The organism is Trueperella abortisuis (assembly GCF_030811095.1).
In the GTDB taxonomy this organism is placed as follows: domain Bacteria; phylum Actinomycetota; class Actinomycetes; order Actinomycetales; family Actinomycetaceae; genus Trueperella; species Trueperella abortisuis.
In genome coordinates, this window is record NZ_JAUSQL010000001.1 from 2,169,898 (window position 1) to 2,188,908 (window position 19,011).

The window sequence follows — 19,011 nt, forward strand, 5'->3', positions numbered from 1 at the left end:
CCGTGCCCGCACCGACGCGGTCCACGCAATCGCAATGATGCGAAAGGAAAATGATGAGGAAAACCCGAGCCTGGCGGAGACGATTCGCTCTCGCCACAGCTGCGGTCGGAGCGCTCGCTCTGACACCGCTCACCCCCTTGGCCGCTGCCGCCGACGACGCCGGCGCCCCCGCCAACACCCACGTCTCCTATTATTCCTTCGATGAATCCGCCACGAAGGATCAGTGGGGTAGCCGCGATGGCACCCCCACGGGCGACCTGCCGCTCGTCGAGGGCAAGGTCGGCAAGGCGGTAGAAATCAAGGACGGCGCCAAGATCACCTACCCGGCGCTCGACCTCCCCCACGACTGGTCCATCGGCTTTTGGGTGAAGGCGCCCACGGCCACAGGTCGTGCGTCGATCATCCAGTCCGCTGACGGCGTCCGCGCGGTCTCCCAGCGCCTCGCCGCGAATCGGGAGGACAAGATCGGCTTCCACGTGCTGCCGGGGGCGGGCGGGGTGCTGACCTACAATTACACCCTCGCCAACAACACGTGGACGCACATCACCGCCACCAATTCCTCCACGGAAGGCATCGCGCTCTACGTCAACGGCGAGCTCCTCGAGCTGAAGAACTGGGGCATCAACAACCCCGTGGCCGTCCCCTCCGACATCCTGGGCGGCACCGGCTTCACCGGCGTCGTCGACGAGCTGAAGATCTACAACCGCGCGCTCACCGCTACGGAGGTGCGCGCCGAGATCGACGGCCTCGAACCGCAGGCACTCCCCACGCTCAAGGCGACGTTCGAGATCACCAACGCGGACGAGGCCCCATTCCAGGTCGGCGACGTGATCCAGTACAACCTCAACGTCACGAACGACACGGGCAAGACCCGCTCCTTTGAGGCCACCGACTCCAACCTTGATAACTGGTCGGGCTGTAAGTGGAACACCTTCGAGGCGGGCGCGACCAAGTCCTGCCCGTTCCCGAAGCACACCGTGACCGAAGCCGACGTCGCCAGCGGCTCATTCACGCCGTCGATCACGTTCCAGGCCTACGCCAACACGGGATACACGGGCGCCACCACTGCCTTCGCCCCGTTCGAGGGGAGCCCGACGCAGGTCCTTCCCAAGCTGGCACGGATCTCCTCCTTCACGTTCACGGCCGGCACCGGCAAGGACAACTACCAGGTGGGCGATGAGCTGACGGCCACGCTCGTCGTGGACAACGTCACCGACGCCCCCATCACGATCGCCGCCTCCGACGCCTGCACGGCCGATGTGCCCGCGGGCAAGAGCCACACCTGCGAGCTGCCCCACAAGGTGACCCGGGACGACCTCGAGCGCGGCGAGGCCCACGCCGACGTCGTCGTGAACGCGACCCAAGGTGACCGGACGAGCGTCGAGACCGCGCGCGCGACGACGCCGACGCCGACCGTCCGCCCGGCCGCAACCGGCTTCACCGCGCCTAACGCCGATCCGCGACTGGAGGCGAATCTGACCGACCTGCAGATCCTGGAGTCGAACACGAGCGCCTACAACATCCGCATCCCCGCGATCGCGGTGGCCTCCAACGGCGACATCCTCGCCTCCTACGACCTGCGCCCCACCAACGGCGTCTGGCGCGGCGGCGACTCGCCCAACGAGAACTCGATCATGCAGCGCCGCTCCACCGACGGCGGGAAGACCTGGGGCCCGGCGACAGCCATCGCCGAAGGCAAGGTCGCCCCGGAAGGTCAGCGTTACGGCTGGTCGGACCCGTCCTACGTCGTCGACTACACGACGGGCGAGATCTTCAACTTCCACGTCGGCTCGTTGGACGCGGGTCTGCCGAACGGCCCGGGCTACCGCGTGGATGAGAACGGTAATGTGGATGAGACGTATCGCAAGACGATGAATTTCGCGCTCACGTCTTCCACCGATAACGGTTACACGTGGTCCTCGCGCATCATCACGAACGAGGTGCTCGGGGCACGCGCGGCGCAGCTGGACGGCTGTTTCGCGACGTCGGGCGCTGGCATCCAGAAGATGCACGAGCCGCACAAGGGCCGCCTGCTGCAGCAGGCCGCGTGCCGCTTCAAGGGCGCGGGCTTCCGCGCGATCACGATCTACTCCGACGACCACGGCAAGACGTGGCACGGCGGCGAGTTCGCGTCGGCCACGGAGGGCCTGCGGGAAGGTCAGAGCTGGCAGTACGACGAGAACAAGGTCGTGGAGCTCTCCGACGGCCGCCTCATGCTGAACTCCCGCGTGTCAGCGGGGACGGGCAAGGGTTATCGCATCGTGGCGACCTCCGACGACGGCGGCGTGACCTGGAAGGACGTCCACGTGGACAGGGCACTCGTGGACGCCACGAACAACGCCCAGATCATCCGCGCCTTCCCGACGGCCGCGCAGGGCACGTTGCGCTCGAAGGTGCTGCTGTTCTCCAACACGGAGTCCGGCCGCGCCAACGGCACTGTCAAGATGAGTTACGACGACGGCGCCACCTGGGCGATCTCCCGCCAGATTCGTGAGGGCGGGACCGGCTACACGACGATGGCGGTCCAGCCCGACGGCTCGATCGGCCTGCTCATGGAGCCAGACACGTTCAACAAGATCGGCTACGTCAACTTCACGCTCAAGTATTTGACGAAGAAGCTTCCCTTCGAGCTGTCGCTGAATCCGATCGCGAACGTCAAGGGCGAGGACGGCACGCCGATCGCGCCCATCGCGCTGCGAGCCACCGGCAATGACCCGGCACTGGCGGATAGCTACACCGTGGAGGGGTTGCCCGACGGTCTGAGCGTCAATCAGGAGACCGGCACCATCGAGGGCACACCCAAGGCGGGCAACACCGAGGAGCAGACCTTCACGGTCACGGCCACGATGAGCGAGGCCGACGACGGCACGGGCATTGCGCGCACGTCCTCGAAGACCTTTACGATCACGCTGTCCCCGAAGCCAGTGGCGCCGGAGCCCGAGCCTGAGCCGGGGCAGTGTCAGGTGATGGATCGTCCGGTGTCGCCGGCGCGCGGGAGTGGCGTGTTGGGTGATGCTACGGGTGATCGTTTTGCTGACTTGTGGTCGGTAGATGAGTCTGGGGCTATCCATTTCTACGTCAACGATGGCACGGGTGGGTTCTACCATAAGGGCATCGTGGGCTGCGCCGAGCGGCCGATCACACACATCAGCGCGATCCGGGACCTTGACGGCGACCTGCGCGCCGACCTCCTGGTGCGCTACGACAACGGGGACCTGTACTACTTCCACTCGCGAGGTGATGGGTTCTTGACTAAGGGCGTTCAGGCGGGCCATGGCTGGAATGGTATGGACAATATTGTCTATGCCGGCAAGCTTGGTGCCTCGAGCGCGGATTATGTGGTGGCCCGTGAGGTGGCTAGTGGTGACTTGTACCGTTACCAGGTCGGTGATGGTGGCTTGTTTGGGGGGACGAAGATTGGTCATGGCTGGTCGGCGATGACCACGATTTTGGCCCCGGGCCAGTTCGTGGGCAGCTCTTACAGTGACCTGGTGGCGATTGCGGCTGATGGTTCGATGTATGCCTATGCGGGTAGTGCTGATGGTGGGGTCTATGGTGTGGGCCAGATTGGTCATGGCTGGGATTCCTTCGTCCAGGCCACCATCCCCGGTGACGTGGATGGCGATGGTCGCCTTGATCTGATCGGTATCCGCGAGGATGGGAAGATGTTTGCCTACAAGAACCAGACCAATGGCTGGTGGGGTGTTGCCCGCCAGGTCGGTCATGGCTGGCAGGCGATGGTTGCGATCAGTTAGCGCCCTAGTGGCAGGGCCCACGAATGGGCCCTGCCCGCCATGCTAGGTACGTGTGGGCCCGGAGTTTTCCGGGCCCACACCCACACTCACCACCCGGCAGTGGGCCGGCGAACAACGAGCACGGCGGGCCGGCGGATAAGGAGCCCGGCGAGCCGCCGGCACCGGGCCGGCGGCCGATATCTGCGCCTGCCCCGGCCAAGGCCCGCACCCCCGTACAATAGGCCTCATGAACCGCGACATCACCCCCATCATTTTCGGCTGGGACCTCGCCGATTACGCGATGGCCCGCCTCATTCATGAGAACACGGGGACTTCGCCGCGTCTCTACAGCCAGATTCACCGGGGATTCATTGACGACTCGAAGATCCTCGACCTGGTGATCACCGAGCCGCGCGCGATCACGAACCGCGACAAGTTCGCCCAGCTCCTGCTCGCCCTAGGCGAGGAATTCCCCACCGAGCGCGTCGTGCCGCTCGTGAACACGGACGAGGACGTGCAACTGCTGAGCGGGCTTCGCCACCAGCTTCCGACGTCGTGGATCTTCCCCTACGCGCCCGCAGAGGCGATCGCGATCGCCGACTCAAAGACGCGCCTGTCTCAGGTGGCCGCCAGCCTCGGCCTTGCCACGCCGCGCCAGACCCGCATCAGCACAGACTCCCCCAACTCCGCCTCCGACGCTCTCGATCAGCTCACCTTCCCCATCGTCCTTAAACCCGACGAGCGTTCCCAGCTCACCGTCTTCTTCACCCGCGGTCTTGCCAAGGTTCTGCCGTGCGACACGCTCGCCGAGGCCAACGCACACATCCGCCAGTGGCACGACGCCGGCGTCAGCACCTCCCTCACCGCTCAGGAGCTTATCCCGGGCGACGACACGACGCAGTGGGTGGTCAACGGCTACATCGACCGCCGCGGCGAGGTGACAGCGGTTGGCTCGGGGCGGGTGCTACTTGGCAACCACGAACCGAGCCTGCTTGGCAACGCCGGCATTATCCACGTGGTGCCCAACGACCAGCTCATGACCGACGGCGCCCGGCTCGCCACCGCCGTCGGCCTGCGTGGCTTCTTCTCCCTCGACGTCAAGATTGACCCGCGCACCGCCACCGCCTACTGGCTTGACCTCAACCCGCGCATCGGCCGTAATCACTACTACCTCAAGGCCGGAGGCGTGGATGTGTGGCAGGCGTTTGTGGAGGATTACGACGACGCCCCGCGCCACATCCAGCGGATGACCGGTGAGGCCCTGTACCACGTCCTGCCGCTGCGGATGCTCAAGGACTACCTGCCCCCGGAACTGTACGCGCAGGTCAAGCCGCTGAAGCGCACGGCGGTTGACCCGCTGAACTACCCCGCCGACCGCCACCCCCGCCGCACCCTGTTTCGGATCATCAACGCGCAGAACATGGCCCGCAAGACGCGGGCTCACTACCCCAAGCCGACGCACACCGGCTTCTAGCCCCCGCACCGAAGCGCCTACGCCACCTGCCTGTTCCATCGCGTGCCCTCACGTAGACTGGTGGGCAGAAGAAACGAGGGATAATGCGATTTGTTAGACTTCACGATGCCAGCTACGAGCGTTTCGCCGCGGACGCGGAGCGGATGTCCTTCACCCAGTTGCCCGGCTATGTGGCCACCCGCCGCGGGGAGGGACAACGGGTGGAGGTGGTCGGCGTCGTCGACGGTAACCCAGAGCGGCTTCTCGCGGCGGCCGCGGTGGTCATGCAGCCGTGGCGGAAGTTCTTCTTCAAGGCGAACCTGATATTCGGCCCCACCTTCGCGGACTACTCCCCCGAAGCGGAGGAGGCATTCTACCGTGGCCTGGTCGGCTGGCTGAAGCGCACGCCGCGCGTCGTCGCCCTGCGCGTGGTCCCGATGGTGGTTCGAGCCCATTACGACGACGTCGAACGCGGCCCGGAGACCGAGCGAGCCAAGCGGGTCGACGCCTTGCTCGCCGAGCTAGGCGCGACCCACCTGGACAAGGACTTCAACGATTCGCCCGACATCCAGACGAGGTTCGTCTACGTCAAGGACATTGAGGGGATGGACTTGGCGCAGGTGACGAAGTCGGCGGGCCAGCAGGTGCGCACCGCCTTCAACCGCTGGGGTACAAACGGCGTGGAGGTCCGCTTCAATTCCCCCGAGGACATCGGCGTGCTGGGCGACATTCTCACCCACACCGCGGAGCGCACGGGCACCACCCCGCCCACCCGCTCCGAACTCAACTACTACAAGGACTTGGCACTCAAGCTAGGCCCGGAGGAGGCCTTCTTCCCCGTGGCCGTGCTCCGGCCCGCCGCCTACCTGGCCGAGATCGCGGCCGAACGCGAGCAGGTGGAGGCCAAGGTGGCTGACTTCGCCGAGCGGGAGGCCGCGCTCGCGGCCGAGGGCAAGGTGCTGGGAAAGAAGCAGCGCAACCAGCTTAAGGAGCTCCGCTCCCGCCTCGAGGTGCTTGAGCGCCGCCAGGCGGAGACGCAGGCCGTGCGCGCCGAGCACGGTGAGGAGATCGTGCTCGCCGCCTCCTTCTTCATCCACTCCCCCCACGAGCTGACCTACCTGGTTTCGGGCGCATACGCCCAGTTCAACGACTACTACGGCATCTACTTCATCCACCGCGCCATGTTCGAGTGGGCCACCCGCCACGACGTTCGGTGGTACAACTTCTTCGGCATGACCGGCGACTTCTCCGACGCGGCCTCAGACGCCGGCGTCGTGCACTTCAAGCGCCAGTTCAAGGGCGACGCGGAAGAGTACGTGGGAACCTACGACATCCCGATTCGCCCGCTGTGCGCCAAACTCACGAATGCGGTGGACGAATGAAATTCACAACCATCCCGCAGGACATCTACGAGGACTTCATCGGCCGCCAACCGCGCGTCATGTTCACCCAGATTCCCGCCTACAAGCGCACGCGCGAGGTTTCCGGGGCGAAGGTGGAGGTGGTCGGCGTCGTCGAGGAGACCACGGGCACAGTCTATGCAGTGGCGTTGGCCAGCTACCAGACCTGGTCGCGATTCTTCTACCGGATCAACGTCGTCTACGGGCCCGTGTTCGCCGCGGACGCTCCCGCCAGCGCCCGGCGCATGTTCTACACGGGCCTGAAAGCGCATGCGAAGCGCAACCCGCGCGTGATTTCCGTCCGCGTCACGCCCCCCGAATTCCGGCGCGTGTACGACGACGTCACCCCGGGTGACGAGCTCACTTCCGCCCGCGAGCTGGATGGGACGATCGCCGAACTGGGCGGGCACCGCGTCGTCGGCGACTTCGTCACCCGAGGCGACATTCCCATCACCTATTCCTACGTCAAGGACATCGGGGGGATGGACTTCCCGGCGATTCAGAAGTCGATGGGGCAGCAGGTACGCACCGCCTTCAACCGGTGGGGAACCAACGGCGTGGAGGTGCGCTTCGTGGGCCCCGACCAGATCGACATCCTCGGCCGAGTGCTCGAGCACACGGCCGAGCGGACGCAGATGTCGGAGGTCTCCCCCGGGCAGCTCGCATACTACAAGCGACTCGTCGAACAGTTTGGGCCACAGAACGCATTCTTGCCGGTGGCCTTGCTGCACTGCAGGAATTACCTCGCCCAGATCGGCGACGAGCGGGCGCAGATCGAGGCGAAGGTGGCGGACCTGGTCGCGCGCCGCGGCGCGCTCGAGGCCGAGGGAAAGGCACTGGGCAAGAAGCAGAGGAACCAGCTCAAGGAGCTCGAGGAGCGCCTCGCGGTTCTCGCACGCCGCGAGGAAGAGACCCGAACGGTGCAGGCTAGCCACGGCGACGAGGTCGTACTTGCCGCCAGCCTGTTCGTCCGCTCACCCAACGAGTTGCTTTACCTGGTCTCGGGCGCATACGCCGAGTTCACCTCGTACTACGGCATCTACCTCATTCACCGCGCCATGTTCGAGTGGGCGGCCGAACACAACGTGACGTACTACAACTTCTACGGCATCTCCGGCGACTTTTCCCAGAGCGCCACCGACGCCGGGGTGTTGCATTTCAAACGCCAGTTCATCGGCAACGTGGAGGAATTCGTCGGCACCTACGATCTGCCGATCCGGCCGCGCCTCGCAAAGGCTCTCAAGGCGCTGGATTGAGATCGAGCGGGGTCTGGCCCGCGCCACGGCGGGCCACGCCCCGGCCGCCTATCGCTCCCGGCTGGCCCCGATCGCGGCGCGTGCGGTGAACGCGGCGTACTTGTCCTGGTCGAGCACCACGTCGATGTTGCCGATCCAGTACACGATGTTGTCCTCGGTGAACTTCTTCTTGAAGTGGGTCAGGGTATCGCTGTCGTCGTCGGAGAGGATGCCTCCCATGTCGTAGGTTTCGCACCCGGCCTCGACGGCGTGACGCACTTCCTCAAAATCGAGCTGGTAGGACTGGCCCTTCTGGAATTCGTGGGTGTCCCCGCCGTACATGGCGAAGGCCCGCTTGCCCTGGATGACCATGAGCGACGTCGAAATTGCGCGCCCCTCGAACATGGAAAAGCTCAGCCGGGTGGTGTCGGGGAAGGCCTCGTACAGGCGCTGGAAGTAACTCATCGGGCGGCTCGAGATGCCGTGGTGGTCGTTGGAGATGCGCACGATCTTGTAGAACTCGGGAATATCCTCGATCGTGCCCACGCGCGTGCTCACCCCGTATTTCTCACCTTTGCGGATGTGCTTGCGGGTGTTCTTGGAGTAATCCATGAGGATCTGCTCGGCGCTGCGTCCGCGGATCTCGAGGACCACGTTCATCAGCGGCTGGCTGGACGAGTACGGGTCGCGCGTGAAGGTGATGCCCTTGGCCGCGTAGGCGGCTTCCACCGCGTCGTCGCGGGCGAGGGCCGGGTCGACGCGCAGGAGGAAACCCCCGGCGGCACGGGCGTGGTCAGCGGCTTCGTTGACCATGGCGACGACGAGGTCGACGTCGCGGGGGTCGCAGACCGGGCCGCGGCTGGCGTAGAAGAATCGCCCGCCGATCTGGGCGTCGTCGACGGCGAGGACCTGCATGGCGGCGTCGATCTTGCCGTCGGTGCGATGGATGAAGTGGTAGGCGTCCCAATTGTTTTTCACGTGGGCCCAGCCACGTGTCTGGAAGATAGTGGCGTGTGGGGAGGAGTCCACGAACTCGTCGTACTCGGCGAGGAGGGATTCGTCGTCATGAGGGATCAACATTCTTCCACCTTACGGGAGAACGCTGGCGGCGCGCAGTGTCCTGCGCCAGTGTCGCGCAGACTTGTCGGAGCGCCTGCTTTAGAATGGGTGCGTTTACGTCGTCCAGCGTTGAGGGGCCAATGTTCAACCGTTATAAGCCGCGTCACGGACGCCAGCTTTCCGACGTCGTCCCTGGGCCCGAGGGCGCCGTCTCCTCGCCCGACGACGTCGCCTCCGCGCCCGGCGAGGAAACCTTCGCGCAGTCGAAGCAACGATCGGCTCGGGCCTCGCTTGTGATGTCCCTGGGGACGCTGACCTCGCGCCTGCTGGGGATGGTGCGCTCTCCGATGCTGATTGGTGCCGTGCTGGGCCTGAACTCGCTGGCGGGCAACTCCTTCGACATCGCCAACAAGCTACCGACCCTGCTGTACATGATCATCGCGGGCGGGCTCGTCAACGCGGTGCTGGTCCCGGCGATCGTCAAGGCCACGCGCACATCGAAGGACGCCGGGGCGGCCTTCATCAACAAACTCCTGACGCTCTCCATGGTCACGCTCGGCGGCATCACGATCCTGCTGACGCTGGCGGCGCCCATCATCGTCAAGATTTACGCCGCCACGTTGGATGAGCAGTGGTACCGGCTCACGGTGCTCTTTGCGCTGTGGTGCCTGCCCCAGATCTTCTTCTACGGCATGTACACGATCTTCGGTCAGATCCTCAACGCCCGGGAGAACTTCGGCCCGTACATGTGGGCGCCGGCCCTGAACAACGTGATCGCGATCGGCGGCTTGGCGATGATGCTGTGGATCTGGGGCCCGGCCGACGTCACCACCGCATCCGACGCCGCGACCTGGTTCTCGGCGCGCGGCAACATGCTCGCCGGTATCCACACGCTCGGAATCGTCGCCCAGGCGGGCATCCTGCTCATTCCGCTGCGCAGGGAGGGGATCCGCTACCGCCCCGACTTCAGGTGGCGCGGCTCGGGGCTCGGCCAGGCGGGCAAGGCCTCGCTGTGGGTCATGGCGATGATGGGTGTGGGCATGCTGCCAACGATCGCACAGTCGAATGTGGCGGCGGGTGCCACGATGCGTGCCCAGCAGGCCGGCATGGACCTCGACGCCGTCGTCGGCAACCTCGGCTATTCCACGGCCTACACGATCTACTCGATCCCGACCTCGGTGATTACCGTTTCCATCGTGACCGCACTGTTCACCAAGCTGGCTCAGGCCGCGGTGAATCGGGATTTTGTGCGCGTTCGGGCCGAGGCATCCTACACGTTGCGGGTGACCTCGACGCTGATGTTCCTGGCGGCCTCGCTCCTCGTGGTGTTGGCGGTGCCGGTCACGCGCGTCCTCTCGCCGGGGTCGTCGCCTGAGGTCATTTCGTCGATCTCGAACGTCGTCGCCGTGCTCGCGATCGGTCTTCCGGGTGCGAGCGCGATCGCCGTCCTCGACCGCGTCTATTACGCGCTTGAGGATACCCGCGCGGCATTCCTCGTCGGCCTGCCCTGGCAGGTGGTCGGCATCGTCGGCTTTATGGCGTGCGGTTTCCTTCCTCCTTCGTGGGTGGTTTTCGGCGTCGGCGCGGTGATGGCGACGACGAACATCCTCTCCGGGGTCGTCACGTATTTGCTGGTACGACGCCGTCTGGGCGGCTTGGACATCAACCGCATGTGGCGTACGCACGCCAAGCTGGTGGTGGTCGCGAGTGTCAGCGCGGCGATCGGCTACGCGGTGGTGTGGGCGGTTGGCGCCGACGCCCTGGCCTCCTCACTGTGGAAGTCGGGCGCGGCTATTGCCGTGATTTCGCCGGTCGTCGGCTTGGTGTTCTTCCTCCTTATGCGGGCACTGGGCATGCCGGAGGCCGCGGGCGTGACGATGCTGGTGGGTAAGGTGGCCGGCCGGTTGCGCCGGTGAGCGTTGCCCCACATTTGCCGCCGGACTGACTCAAAGACCCGCAAGTCCCTTCCCTATTTAGGGCGCCCTTGGCAGACTTGAGGCATGAGCATTTCTACCTCGAAACTGTCAGTGATCGGCGCCGGTTCTGTCGGGACCGCCCTCGCATACGCGGCGATGATCCGCGGCTCGGCCAAAGTTGTCGCCCTCCAGGATCTGAATGAATCCAAGGTGGAGGCCGAGGTTCTCGACCTCGCCCACGGCACTCAGTTCATGCAGTCCTCCTCGATCATCGGCGGCGCGTCCCAAGACGTGACGGCCGATTCCGACGTCGTCGTCATCACCGCCGGCGCGAAGCAGAATCCCGGCCAGACGCGCCTGGATCTGGCGGCGAAGAACGTCGCCATCCTCGAATCAATGTTGCCGGGCCTCATCGAGCGCTCCCCGAACGCGGTGTTCATCCTGGTGACGAACCCGGTGGACGTGCTGACGTACGTTGCCACGAAGATCGCGGGCCTGCCGGAGGGCCGCGTGTTCGGCTCAGGCACGGTGTTGGACTCCTCGCGCCTGCGCTGGCTACTCGGCCAGCGGCTCGGCGTCTCGGCCCGCTCAGTCCACTCAATGATCATCGGCGAACACGGGGATTCGGAGTTCGCGATGTGGTCCACGGCCACCGTAGGCCAGATCCCGCTACACGACATCGTGACCCCGCAGGGCGAGGCATTCACCACCGCCCAGCTCGACGAGATCGAGCACGAGGTGCGTAGCGCGGCCTACAAGATCATCGAGGGTAAGGGCGCCACGAACTATGCGATCGGCGTGTCGGGCGCGCGGATCGTGGAGGCCGTGCTCGGCGACCAGAAGGCCGTGCTCCCCGTCAGTTCGCCCCTTCACGGCATCCCGGGTGCCTCGGATGTGTCGCTGTCCGTGCCGTCGATCGTGGGCAACACGGGCGTGGAGCGGGCGCTGCCGCTGTCGCTAAATGAGTCGGAGGAGGAGCGCTTGACGTCCTCCATCGAGGCCCTGCGCCAGACGATCAAGACCGTCGGCTACTAAGGTCGACCCCCTGTCCGCGGGCCCGCCTGACGGCGGGCCCGCCCTCCCAGGCGCGCCACCGCCAAGCGACAGCGGAACCTGGAGTCCGGCCTCGTTGAGCCGTATCACGAGCTAGCGACGTTGCAGATACGGATAGCGGTCGAAATAGGTGGTCGTTCCGTGCGAAAATGAGGGACAAAGCAAAGGAGTTCTCGTGACTGAAAAAGAACCACTGACGCCACAGGGTCCCGCCACGCTCTCGGGCAAAGGTCCGAAGGCCGCGAGTGGCCTATCGATCGGCGAGCTCGTCGCCAAGATCACCGCCCAGTTTTCGGCTCTGGTGCGCGACGAGATCCGCTACACCAAGCTAGAGGCCACCTCTAAGGTCAAGAAGCTCGGGATCGGGGGCGTGCTGCTCGCCGTCGCCGGCGTGCTCGCCCTTTACATGCTCGGCACGCTGCTGCTCGCCGCGGGCTACGGACTGGCCACGGTGATGCCGACGTGGGCGGCGTTCCTCGTCGTCTCCGGTGGCCTCCTCCTCATCATCCTCATCCTCGCGCTCATCGGCATCCAGCGCTTCAAGGCGGCCCAGAAGCATATCGTGGACCCCAAGGGCGGCCTGGAGAAGGACATCGACGCGGTTAAGAAGGGAATCAAATGACGAACGCGAGCCAGAAGAAAGCTGTTGATTACGAGGCGCCCAAGGGCATCGAGGACACCCGCACCGCGGAGCAGATCGACGCCGACATGAATCGCGTGCGCGAGGAGCTGACGGCCACCGTCAACGAACTCGCCGGCAGGCTCCACCCGGACAACCTGAAGGAAGAGGCACGCGCCTACGCCGAGGACAAGCTCAACCAGGGCAAGGAGCAGGCGATGGGACTAGTGGACGACGCCAAGGCGGGCGACACGAAGGCGCTGGCCATCATCGGAACCGCGATCGCCGTGGTCGCTATCTTCGTCATCCGTAAGATCATCAAGTAAACGTAGGTAGACGTGGCGGTGGGGCGGCTCAGCGCCGCCCCACCGCCACGTCTACCTGCACCACGGTTATTCTTCTTCGTGCTGCGGTAGCTGAATTTTCTCTAGGACTTCCTTACGAGGAAAGCGTCGGTGGCCTCCGAGCGTGCGAATCGAGGGCAACTTGCCGCTGTCCGCCCATCGCGCCACTGTCTTGGGATCAACCCGGAATAGCGCCGCGACCTCAGCTGGGGTCATCAAGTCTGTTTCTAAATCCATCTTATTCCTCGTGTGTGGGGGTGACCAGCGATTCTCAGGTTCTTTTCTCATCTCTCCCGCTCCGGTTTGACGAGCCCGCAAGTATCGAAAACCAATGTCCATCTTATGACCGTTGGCGTCCGTCTCACAAGCCTAAACATAATTTCTACACCCCAAAATTGCAGGTCAGCGCACTAGCTATTGCAGGTCAGCGCGCTCGCTGCGAAGCGACTTGCACCTTCGAGAGACGATATCGACCCGGCGCCGGCCACCGGAACGGTTTCCACTAAGGGCGTACACCGCCGCACACATGTCGCTTCACGTAGAGATTCCTACCCCTTTCGGGGTAAAGTATGTGCCACGAACCATTATTGAGATAAAGCGGAGCCGCACACAGTGCCTGCTCCAAGACGAGTTGAGGGGGGTCGAGCCAATATGGGGCGCGGCCGTCAAAGAGCCAAGCAGCGAAAAGTCGCACGGAACCTGAAGTACTTCAGCCCGGAGACCGATTATGAGGCCCTTGAAAGGGAACTCGCAGGTCGCTCCGAACCGAAGGACGAGCCGGACGACTACGATTCCTGGGACGAGTACGATCCCGAATCCTACGAGATTCCTCCGGCAACCGACGATTGAGGCGCCAGTCTTCGACATGAGGCGCTGAGCCTCTAGCTATCCTCGCGGGGAGCCAGCTTCACGGCTGGCTTTTCAGTGTGCCTGCATTCGGGCGACATGGGTTGGACCACGGCCGAAACCATCGGAGAGTGGGAGCTACCTGCACGTCGGCGGCGCGGTGGGATTCCTCCCGCAGACCTCCGCCCGCGGTTACCGCGCACCCACGTTGCCGTCGTCGGTGCTCGTGTAGATCGCAGACCTCCGCCCGCGGTTGCCGAGCACCCACGAGGCGGGCTAGACGATGACGAAGGTGGGCTTGAGCTCCTCCGACAGCCCGGTCAGCCGCACGCGCACTTGTTCCCCCACCGGCATGCGATCGCCGGTCGCCACGCCCTCCATGGCCGGCTCTGCGATGGATATCCGCCCCCGCTTGAGCTTTCCGTCAGCCTGCCTTTCTTCGACGACGACGGCCGTGAACTCCTCCCCCACACGCCCGCGCAGGGTCAGCCCTTCGAGCGCGTCGAGCGCGCGGCCCTGCAGGGCGTTGGCTCGTCGGGTGCCCGCACCCATGAGGGAGGGTAGCTCCGGCAGCGCCTCGGTCACCCAGGATGGCACCTCATCGCCCGCGAGCACGCATCGGCACAGCTCCAGGCCGAATCGGTCCACGAGCCGGCGCAGCGGCGCGGTGACGTGGGCGTAGGGCGCCGCGATGGCGTGGTGGCGCAGGTCGACGTCGTCGGGGCGCGTGACCGGGAGCGCGAGGTAGCCCGCGCCGCGAAAGAGCCTCGCTGCCTCGTACAGGAAGGCAAGCGCCGCCGGGCGGGATGGGTCGAGGCCGCGCACGAAGGATGTGTAGTCCTGGCTGAGCGGCCAGTCGTGCCCGAGGCTTCGGGCCACCCGGCGGAGCCGCTCCAGATCCTCCTCGCGCGCGGCGGGGAGCGTGCGCAGGATGCCGAGGTTCGCCCCGATCATGATCTTGGCCGCCTCCATGCCCGTCATGAGCGAGATCTGGGAGTTCCACTCCTCCGCGCCCGTCACCTCGCGCAGCTTGAGCAGGTATCCGCCCGCGTCGTGCTCCACCCGCTGCTCGGGCAGGTTCAGCGAGATGCCGCCGCGCTCCGCCTCCAAGCGTTGGCGCTGGCGCCCCACGCGCGCCAGATCCTCCGCCAGACCGGGCGGCACGTTGATCGGAAGCTGGCCCGCCCCGTCGTAGGCGGCCTGGACCTGTTGGTAGGTGAGCTGGGCGCGTGAACGCACCCGGGCCAGCTCGAGGTCGGTGCGAGCCACCTCTCCGGCGTCGAGCTCGAAGCGCCACACGTACGCAGGTCGAAGCTGACCGGCGAGGAGCGAGGCGGCGTCGTTTGATAGTGCTTCTGGATGGAGCGGGATCGAGCGATCCGGCAGGAAGATGGTGGTGGCCCGCTCGCGGGCCACGGCGTCGAGCGCCCCGTCCGGCCGGACGAACAGGCCCACCGCGGCGATCGCGTAGTAAAGGACGTCACCGTCGATGAAGATCGCCTGGTCGAGGTCGCGCGAGCCCTCCGGGTCAATCGTGACGAACGGCAGGTCGGTGCGGTCCGGCAGTTCTGGAAAGTCCCGCCTGGCCGACGCCGCCTCCGCCAACGCCTCGGGGGAGAACGCGGCCGGGGCCTCCGCCTCGACCAGCTTCGTAATCGTGGAAGAAATCTGCCGAGCTGGAACCACGTTCGGATTGATGAACCGTTGCCGCACAGCTCACCTCATCGTCGCACGCCCGGGCGCGTGCGCCTAGGCTCTGCCGGTCCGGGGCTTGCCTGCCCAGGCTCTACGTTCTCGGGCTCTGCCCGCCCGGGGCTTACCTGCTCGGGCTCTGCCGGTTCGGGCTCTGCCTTCCCGGGGCCCTCGTCCCGGTCGTCCTTCCGTCCCGGAGCGGCCAGCTGTGCCCGGCCGAACAGCGGGAAATAGCGGCCTAGGTCAGCCCGCGTGCCAGAATGGGAAATCTTGGACTCATCCACCGGCCGACCAAGGGTAGCATCCAGCCACGTGCCACCATCCAACTCCACAACGTTCGGCGGGGTACCCCTCGTGTGAACCGGTCCGGCTATCGCCTGCACGGCCCCCACCCACGGGACTCGAATCTCCACGCTACGACCGGGGTGACGCGTGGCGAATTCCTCCAGCGCGAAACGCACTGCCGTTGCCAGCTGCGCACGGCTCAGCTCCGCGCCCGAGGCATAGGCCCGCACCAGCTCCATGCCCTGCGACTCGTCAATCCGCCGTCTCATGAAATGATCCTACCCATCGGGGCGGGCCAGGGGAGCAGCGTTGCTGCTCCCCTGGCCCCCATCCCACTTAGCGAACGATTGTCATGGCGTGCCAGCCATGACCAATCTGGCTCGGCTTCGCGAACCAGCCGTTGCCGGTATTCTCGTAGAGGTACATGACTCCGTCACGCACGCCCACCAGATCGTGGGCGCCGTCGCCGGTCAGGTCACCCGGGACGAATACCTGCGTAAAGTCAGCCCAACCGTGACCCTTGGGGCCGACAGTGCGTAGCACTCCCGAGGCCATCGTCTCATAGGAGATGAGCTTGCCGTCAGCGGTGGTAGCCAAGATGTCCCAGTCCGCACTACCCGCAGTGTTGCCCACCGAGACGATATTCGTGATCGCAGCCCAACCGTGGCCGACCTTACCGGCGCTCGTCACGCCCGCCGAGGTGACCGTGTAGCGGTAGAGCTCCCCCGTCGCGCTCTGGCGCGCGACGATCGAATCCACCCCGCCAACCTTGCCGGCGTAGGAGACCAGATCCATTCCGTTCCAGCCGTGGCCAACCCGCGCACCCTCCTTGAGGTGGCCGTTGCCCGTCGAGGCGTAGACGAACATGGCTCCATCGGCGGTGGTCACGAGGAAGTCAGAACGCTTGTCACCGTTGAGGTCGTTGACCTTGACGATGTTCGTCGCTTCGAAGCCGGACGCGAGCAGGCCCATCGTCTTCAGCGTCTGGCCGCCCTGGTAGAAGTACAGTTCACCCGCGCCGTTCAAGCCCCAGATGTCCGCCAGCTTGTCGCCGGTGGCCTCGCCGTAGATGTTAGACGCGGGGGTCGGGACGGTCGAGCCGGCGGCCCTGACGGAGATCGGCAGGTCAACCGTGGAGCTGTCGTCGGTGGAGATCATCAGCACGCCGTCGCCAGCCACGGCATCTTCCGGCACCACGAAGGACACGGACGCCTTGCCGGTCTCGTCGAGCTGCGGGACAACGGTCGTATCGATCGTAGCGGTGGCAACCTCAGTGCCGTTGAGCGCGACCTCAACCTTGGTCGGCAACGGTTCCGTTGACGTCATCGCGAGCGAGGACAGTTCCGCCGTGACCGTCTCACCCGGGGCGAAGGTCCGCGGGCCAGTGTAACCGAAGGAACGCTGCGTGTAGTCGGGCTTGACCGCGCCGTCCGCGGCCCACACCTTAGCGACTTCGTTGAACGCGGCGTGGTCGATGATTCCCGTGTCCACCACCGGATTGCCGGCGTTGGCGAAGGCGGTGAAGTCGTCACCCGCGTCGAGCAGGAAGGACGAAGAGGCAACCGTCAGTTCCCTGTCGTCCTTAGCCAACAACTTGCCATCGAGGTAAACCGCGAGGATGTGCGAGCCGTAATCCGCGGCAGGATCGTAGACGTACTTGACGTTGTCCGACAGGCCCAGGCGCAGGATCGGGCGCGAACTACCGGGCTTCCACTGCTGCTCAAGCAGCTCGTAGAGGTCCGACGCGTGAATGACGCGCGTGCCGTAGGAGTTGCCAAATGGTTGGACGCTGAAGGACTCCTTGAACGTCACGACCCCGTCCCCATTCGGGTCGTAGTCGGCGCGGATGCCGCCCGAGTTCATGACGCCGAAGTCCGCCGGCTTGGCCAGGGTTCGGCTGTACTCGTAGAAGGCCTGGGCGATGAGGTTTCCTGCGGAGGACTCGGTGCCACGGTTGGCGCCCTCATCCCCACTGCGCTTGTCGGTACCCCGGTTGGCGACACCGTCGATCCGGAAGAGCTCCTCGGCGCCGAGCTTGTCGGACTCCGCGAGCTTCTTATCCACCAGCGCCTTGATCTCAGCATTGACGGGGACCTGCGGGGCACCCTCTTTGCTGCTTTGAACGGGGACAGCTTCGTTCGCACAGGAGCTAGACACGCCGTCGGGCGAAACGCTCAGAGTCGCGAAAGAGACGGTGCTCCCGGAGGCGCCTGGCTGGCACACGGCTGCACCCGAGGCGGTCTTCGCCTCCCCCGCCACATGCGTGTGGCCGCCGAAGGCCAGGTCCACATCCGGGCCCAGGGTCTCGACCTTGGAGATACCGTCGTGCATGAGCGCCACGACCGCGTCGGCCGTGCCATCAGCCTTGATCTTCTTCGCGATCTCGTTCGTCACCTGCACCGGATCCTTGAAGGTCAGGCCCTCGATCGCCGACGCCGAGGTCAGCGACGGGGTCTCAGCCGTGACCGTGCCGATAAAGGCAACCTTCACGCCGCCATACGTGCGCACCACGTAGCCCGGATCCGCGATCTCCTTCGCGCCCTCCACGTTCGCACCGAGGTAGGTGAACTTCGCCAGACCCAGGATACGATCGCGCAGATCGGAATAGCCCTGATCGAACTCATGGTTGCCCACCGACGACGTCGTCAGCCCCATCGCGTTGAGCACCTCAAGCGTGGGAACGTCCTTGGCGATGGCCGACTCGAACGTCGAACCACCGACCGAGTCGCCCACGGCGAGGAAGTCAAAGTTTTCGGCGTTGGCGCGGCGATCATCGAGCATCTTCGCCATTGCCGGCGCGGTCTTAATCGCCCCGTGGAAATCGGAGATGACACCGAAGTCGATGACCACGGCGCCGTCAGCAGCACCGGTGGCTTCCGCCGCCGCGGTGCCCTGGGCGCCGTCCGGCGCCGCGCCCGAGCCCTCGGTTCCCCCATCGGTATCCGCGGACTCGCTAGCAGCCGGTGCGGCTTCGGATCCGGCGGCCTCAGATTCGCCAGCCGTCGGGGTGGCTTCGGATCCGGCCGCCTCAGATTCGCCAGCCGCAGCGCTCCCCTCCGACCCCGCGGGGGCTTCGGACTCGGCAACGTCAACGACACTCGAGGAGGAGGTATCCTCCGGGACCGCCGCTGCCGGGACGGCGAGCGCCGCCGTCCCCAGCATGATCGCTGTCGCCAAGCTCACCGAGCGCAGCGACGATCTGTTCGTTTTCGACATGGAAAACATCCCTTCTTCTGTCCATCAACAAGATCCATTCTAGGCATCAGCCTCCGACAATTTTTCCCACTACCCTTATCCAGCACGTTAACGGATCGATAACGCGCGCCAGATCACGAGGTCAACCAACCGAAAGGGGCGGTGTGGGCCGCATCCTCG

The 19,011-nt window shown here is 65.3% G+C and carries 14 protein-coding genes; 9 read left to right on the forward strand and 5 right to left on the reverse strand.

All coding sequences use genetic code 11. From position 1 onward, the window contains the following. The first annotated feature begins 50 nt into the window (after window positions 1–50). From J2S45_RS09785 to J2S45_RS09800, 4 genes are all read left to right on the forward strand, one after another. Window positions 51–3,755, forward strand: coding sequence for an exo-alpha-sialidase (locus J2S45_RS09785; RefSeq protein WP_307635273.1), 3,705 nt, complete (start codon window positions 51–53; stop codon window positions 3,753–3,755). 226 nt (window positions 3,756–3,981) lie between these two features. Further along, window positions 3,982–5,208, forward strand: a complete 1,227-nt coding sequence (locus J2S45_RS09790) for a carboxylate--amine ligase (RefSeq protein WP_296930864.1) — start codon at window positions 3,982–3,984, stop codon at window positions 5,206–5,208. Between the two features lie 83 nt (window positions 5,209–5,291). Then, window positions 5,292–6,569 carry a peptidoglycan bridge formation glycyltransferase FemA/FemB family protein gene (locus J2S45_RS09795; RefSeq protein WP_307635274.1) on the forward strand — a complete coding sequence of 426 codons (1,278 nt, stop codon included), beginning with the start codon at window positions 5,292–5,294 and terminating at the stop codon, window positions 6,567–6,569. Next, window positions 6,566–7,843, forward strand: a complete 1,278-nt coding sequence (locus tag J2S45_RS09800) for a peptidoglycan bridge formation glycyltransferase FemA/FemB family protein (protein WP_296930859.1) — start codon at window positions 6,566–6,568, stop codon at window positions 7,841–7,843. The genes J2S45_RS09795 and J2S45_RS09800 overlap by 4 nt, the downstream gene beginning before the upstream one ends. A 48-nt stretch (window positions 7,844–7,891) precedes the next feature. Here the strand turns inward: J2S45_RS09800 and J2S45_RS09805 are convergent, their stop codons facing one another. Then, a complete protein-coding gene (locus J2S45_RS09805) occupies window positions 7,892–8,902 on the reverse strand; it encodes a lipid II:glycine glycyltransferase FemX (RefSeq protein WP_307635275.1) in 1,011 nt (336 codons plus the stop codon). Between the two features lie 119 nt (window positions 8,903–9,021). Here J2S45_RS09805 and murJ point away from each other — a divergent pair, with 119 nt between their 5' ends. From murJ to J2S45_RS09825, 4 genes are all read left to right on the forward strand, one after another. Beyond that, window positions 9,022–10,797 carry a murein biosynthesis integral membrane protein MurJ gene (gene murJ / locus J2S45_RS09810; RefSeq protein ID WP_296930855.1) on the forward strand — a complete coding sequence of 592 codons (1,776 nt, stop codon included), beginning with the start codon at window positions 9,022–9,024 and terminating at the stop codon, window positions 10,795–10,797. A gap of 84 nt (window positions 10,798–10,881) precedes the next feature. Beyond that, complete coding sequence (locus J2S45_RS09815; RefSeq protein WP_296930853.1) at window positions 10,882–11,832, forward strand: L-lactate dehydrogenase; 951 nt, start codon at window positions 10,882–10,884, stop codon at window positions 11,830–11,832. A 193-nt stretch (window positions 11,833–12,025) separates the two neighbouring features. Further along, window positions 12,026–12,472: a phage holin family protein gene (locus J2S45_RS09820; protein WP_270976166.1), complete on the forward strand. Its 447-nt coding sequence runs from the start codon at window positions 12,026–12,028 to the stop codon at window positions 12,470–12,472. Next, on the forward strand, window positions 12,469–12,795 hold the full coding sequence (locus J2S45_RS09825) for a DUF3618 domain-containing protein (RefSeq protein ID WP_296930845.1): 327 nt from the start codon (window positions 12,469–12,471) through the stop codon (window positions 12,793–12,795). Before J2S45_RS09820 ends, J2S45_RS09825 begins: the two co-directional genes overlap by 4 nt. Before the next feature lie 66 nt (window positions 12,796–12,861). On the opposite strand, the gene J2S45_RS11175 is transcribed toward J2S45_RS09825, so the two are convergent. Continuing rightward, window positions 12,862–13,152 (reverse strand): BldC family transcriptional regulator, encoded by a 291-nt coding sequence (locus J2S45_RS11175; RefSeq protein ID WP_456126141.1) that lies wholly within the window; start codon window positions 13,150–13,152, stop codon window positions 12,862–12,864. A 312-nt stretch (window positions 13,153–13,464) separates the two neighbouring features. Here J2S45_RS11175 and J2S45_RS09835 point away from each other — a divergent pair, with 312 nt between their 5' ends. Continuing rightward, complete coding sequence (locus J2S45_RS09835; RefSeq protein WP_270976162.1) at window positions 13,465–13,662, forward strand: DUF3073 domain-containing protein; 198 nt, start codon at window positions 13,465–13,467, stop codon at window positions 13,660–13,662. Window positions 13,663–13,935: 273 nt separating this feature from the next. On the opposite strand, the gene J2S45_RS09840 is transcribed toward J2S45_RS09835, so the two are convergent. The 3 genes from J2S45_RS09840 to J2S45_RS09850 form a co-directional block, all read right to left on the reverse strand. After that, on the reverse strand, window positions 13,936–15,372 hold the full coding sequence (locus J2S45_RS09840; protein WP_307635276.1) for an RNB domain-containing ribonuclease: 1,437 nt from the start codon (window positions 15,370–15,372) through the stop codon (window positions 13,936–13,938). Window positions 15,373–15,380: 8 nt separating this feature from the next. Further along, the gene (locus J2S45_RS09845; protein WP_307635277.1) at window positions 15,381–15,905 is read right to left on the reverse strand and encodes a sterol carrier family protein; all 525 of its coding nucleotides are present in this window, start codon (window positions 15,903–15,905) and stop codon (window positions 15,381–15,383) included. Window positions 15,906–15,972: 67 nt separating this feature from the next. Then, the gene (locus tag J2S45_RS09850; protein WP_307635278.1) at window positions 15,973–18,852 is read right to left on the reverse strand and encodes a 5'-nucleotidase C-terminal domain-containing protein; all 2,880 of its coding nucleotides are present in this window, start codon (window positions 18,850–18,852) and stop codon (window positions 15,973–15,975) included. Window positions 18,853–19,011: the final 159 nt, after the last annotated feature.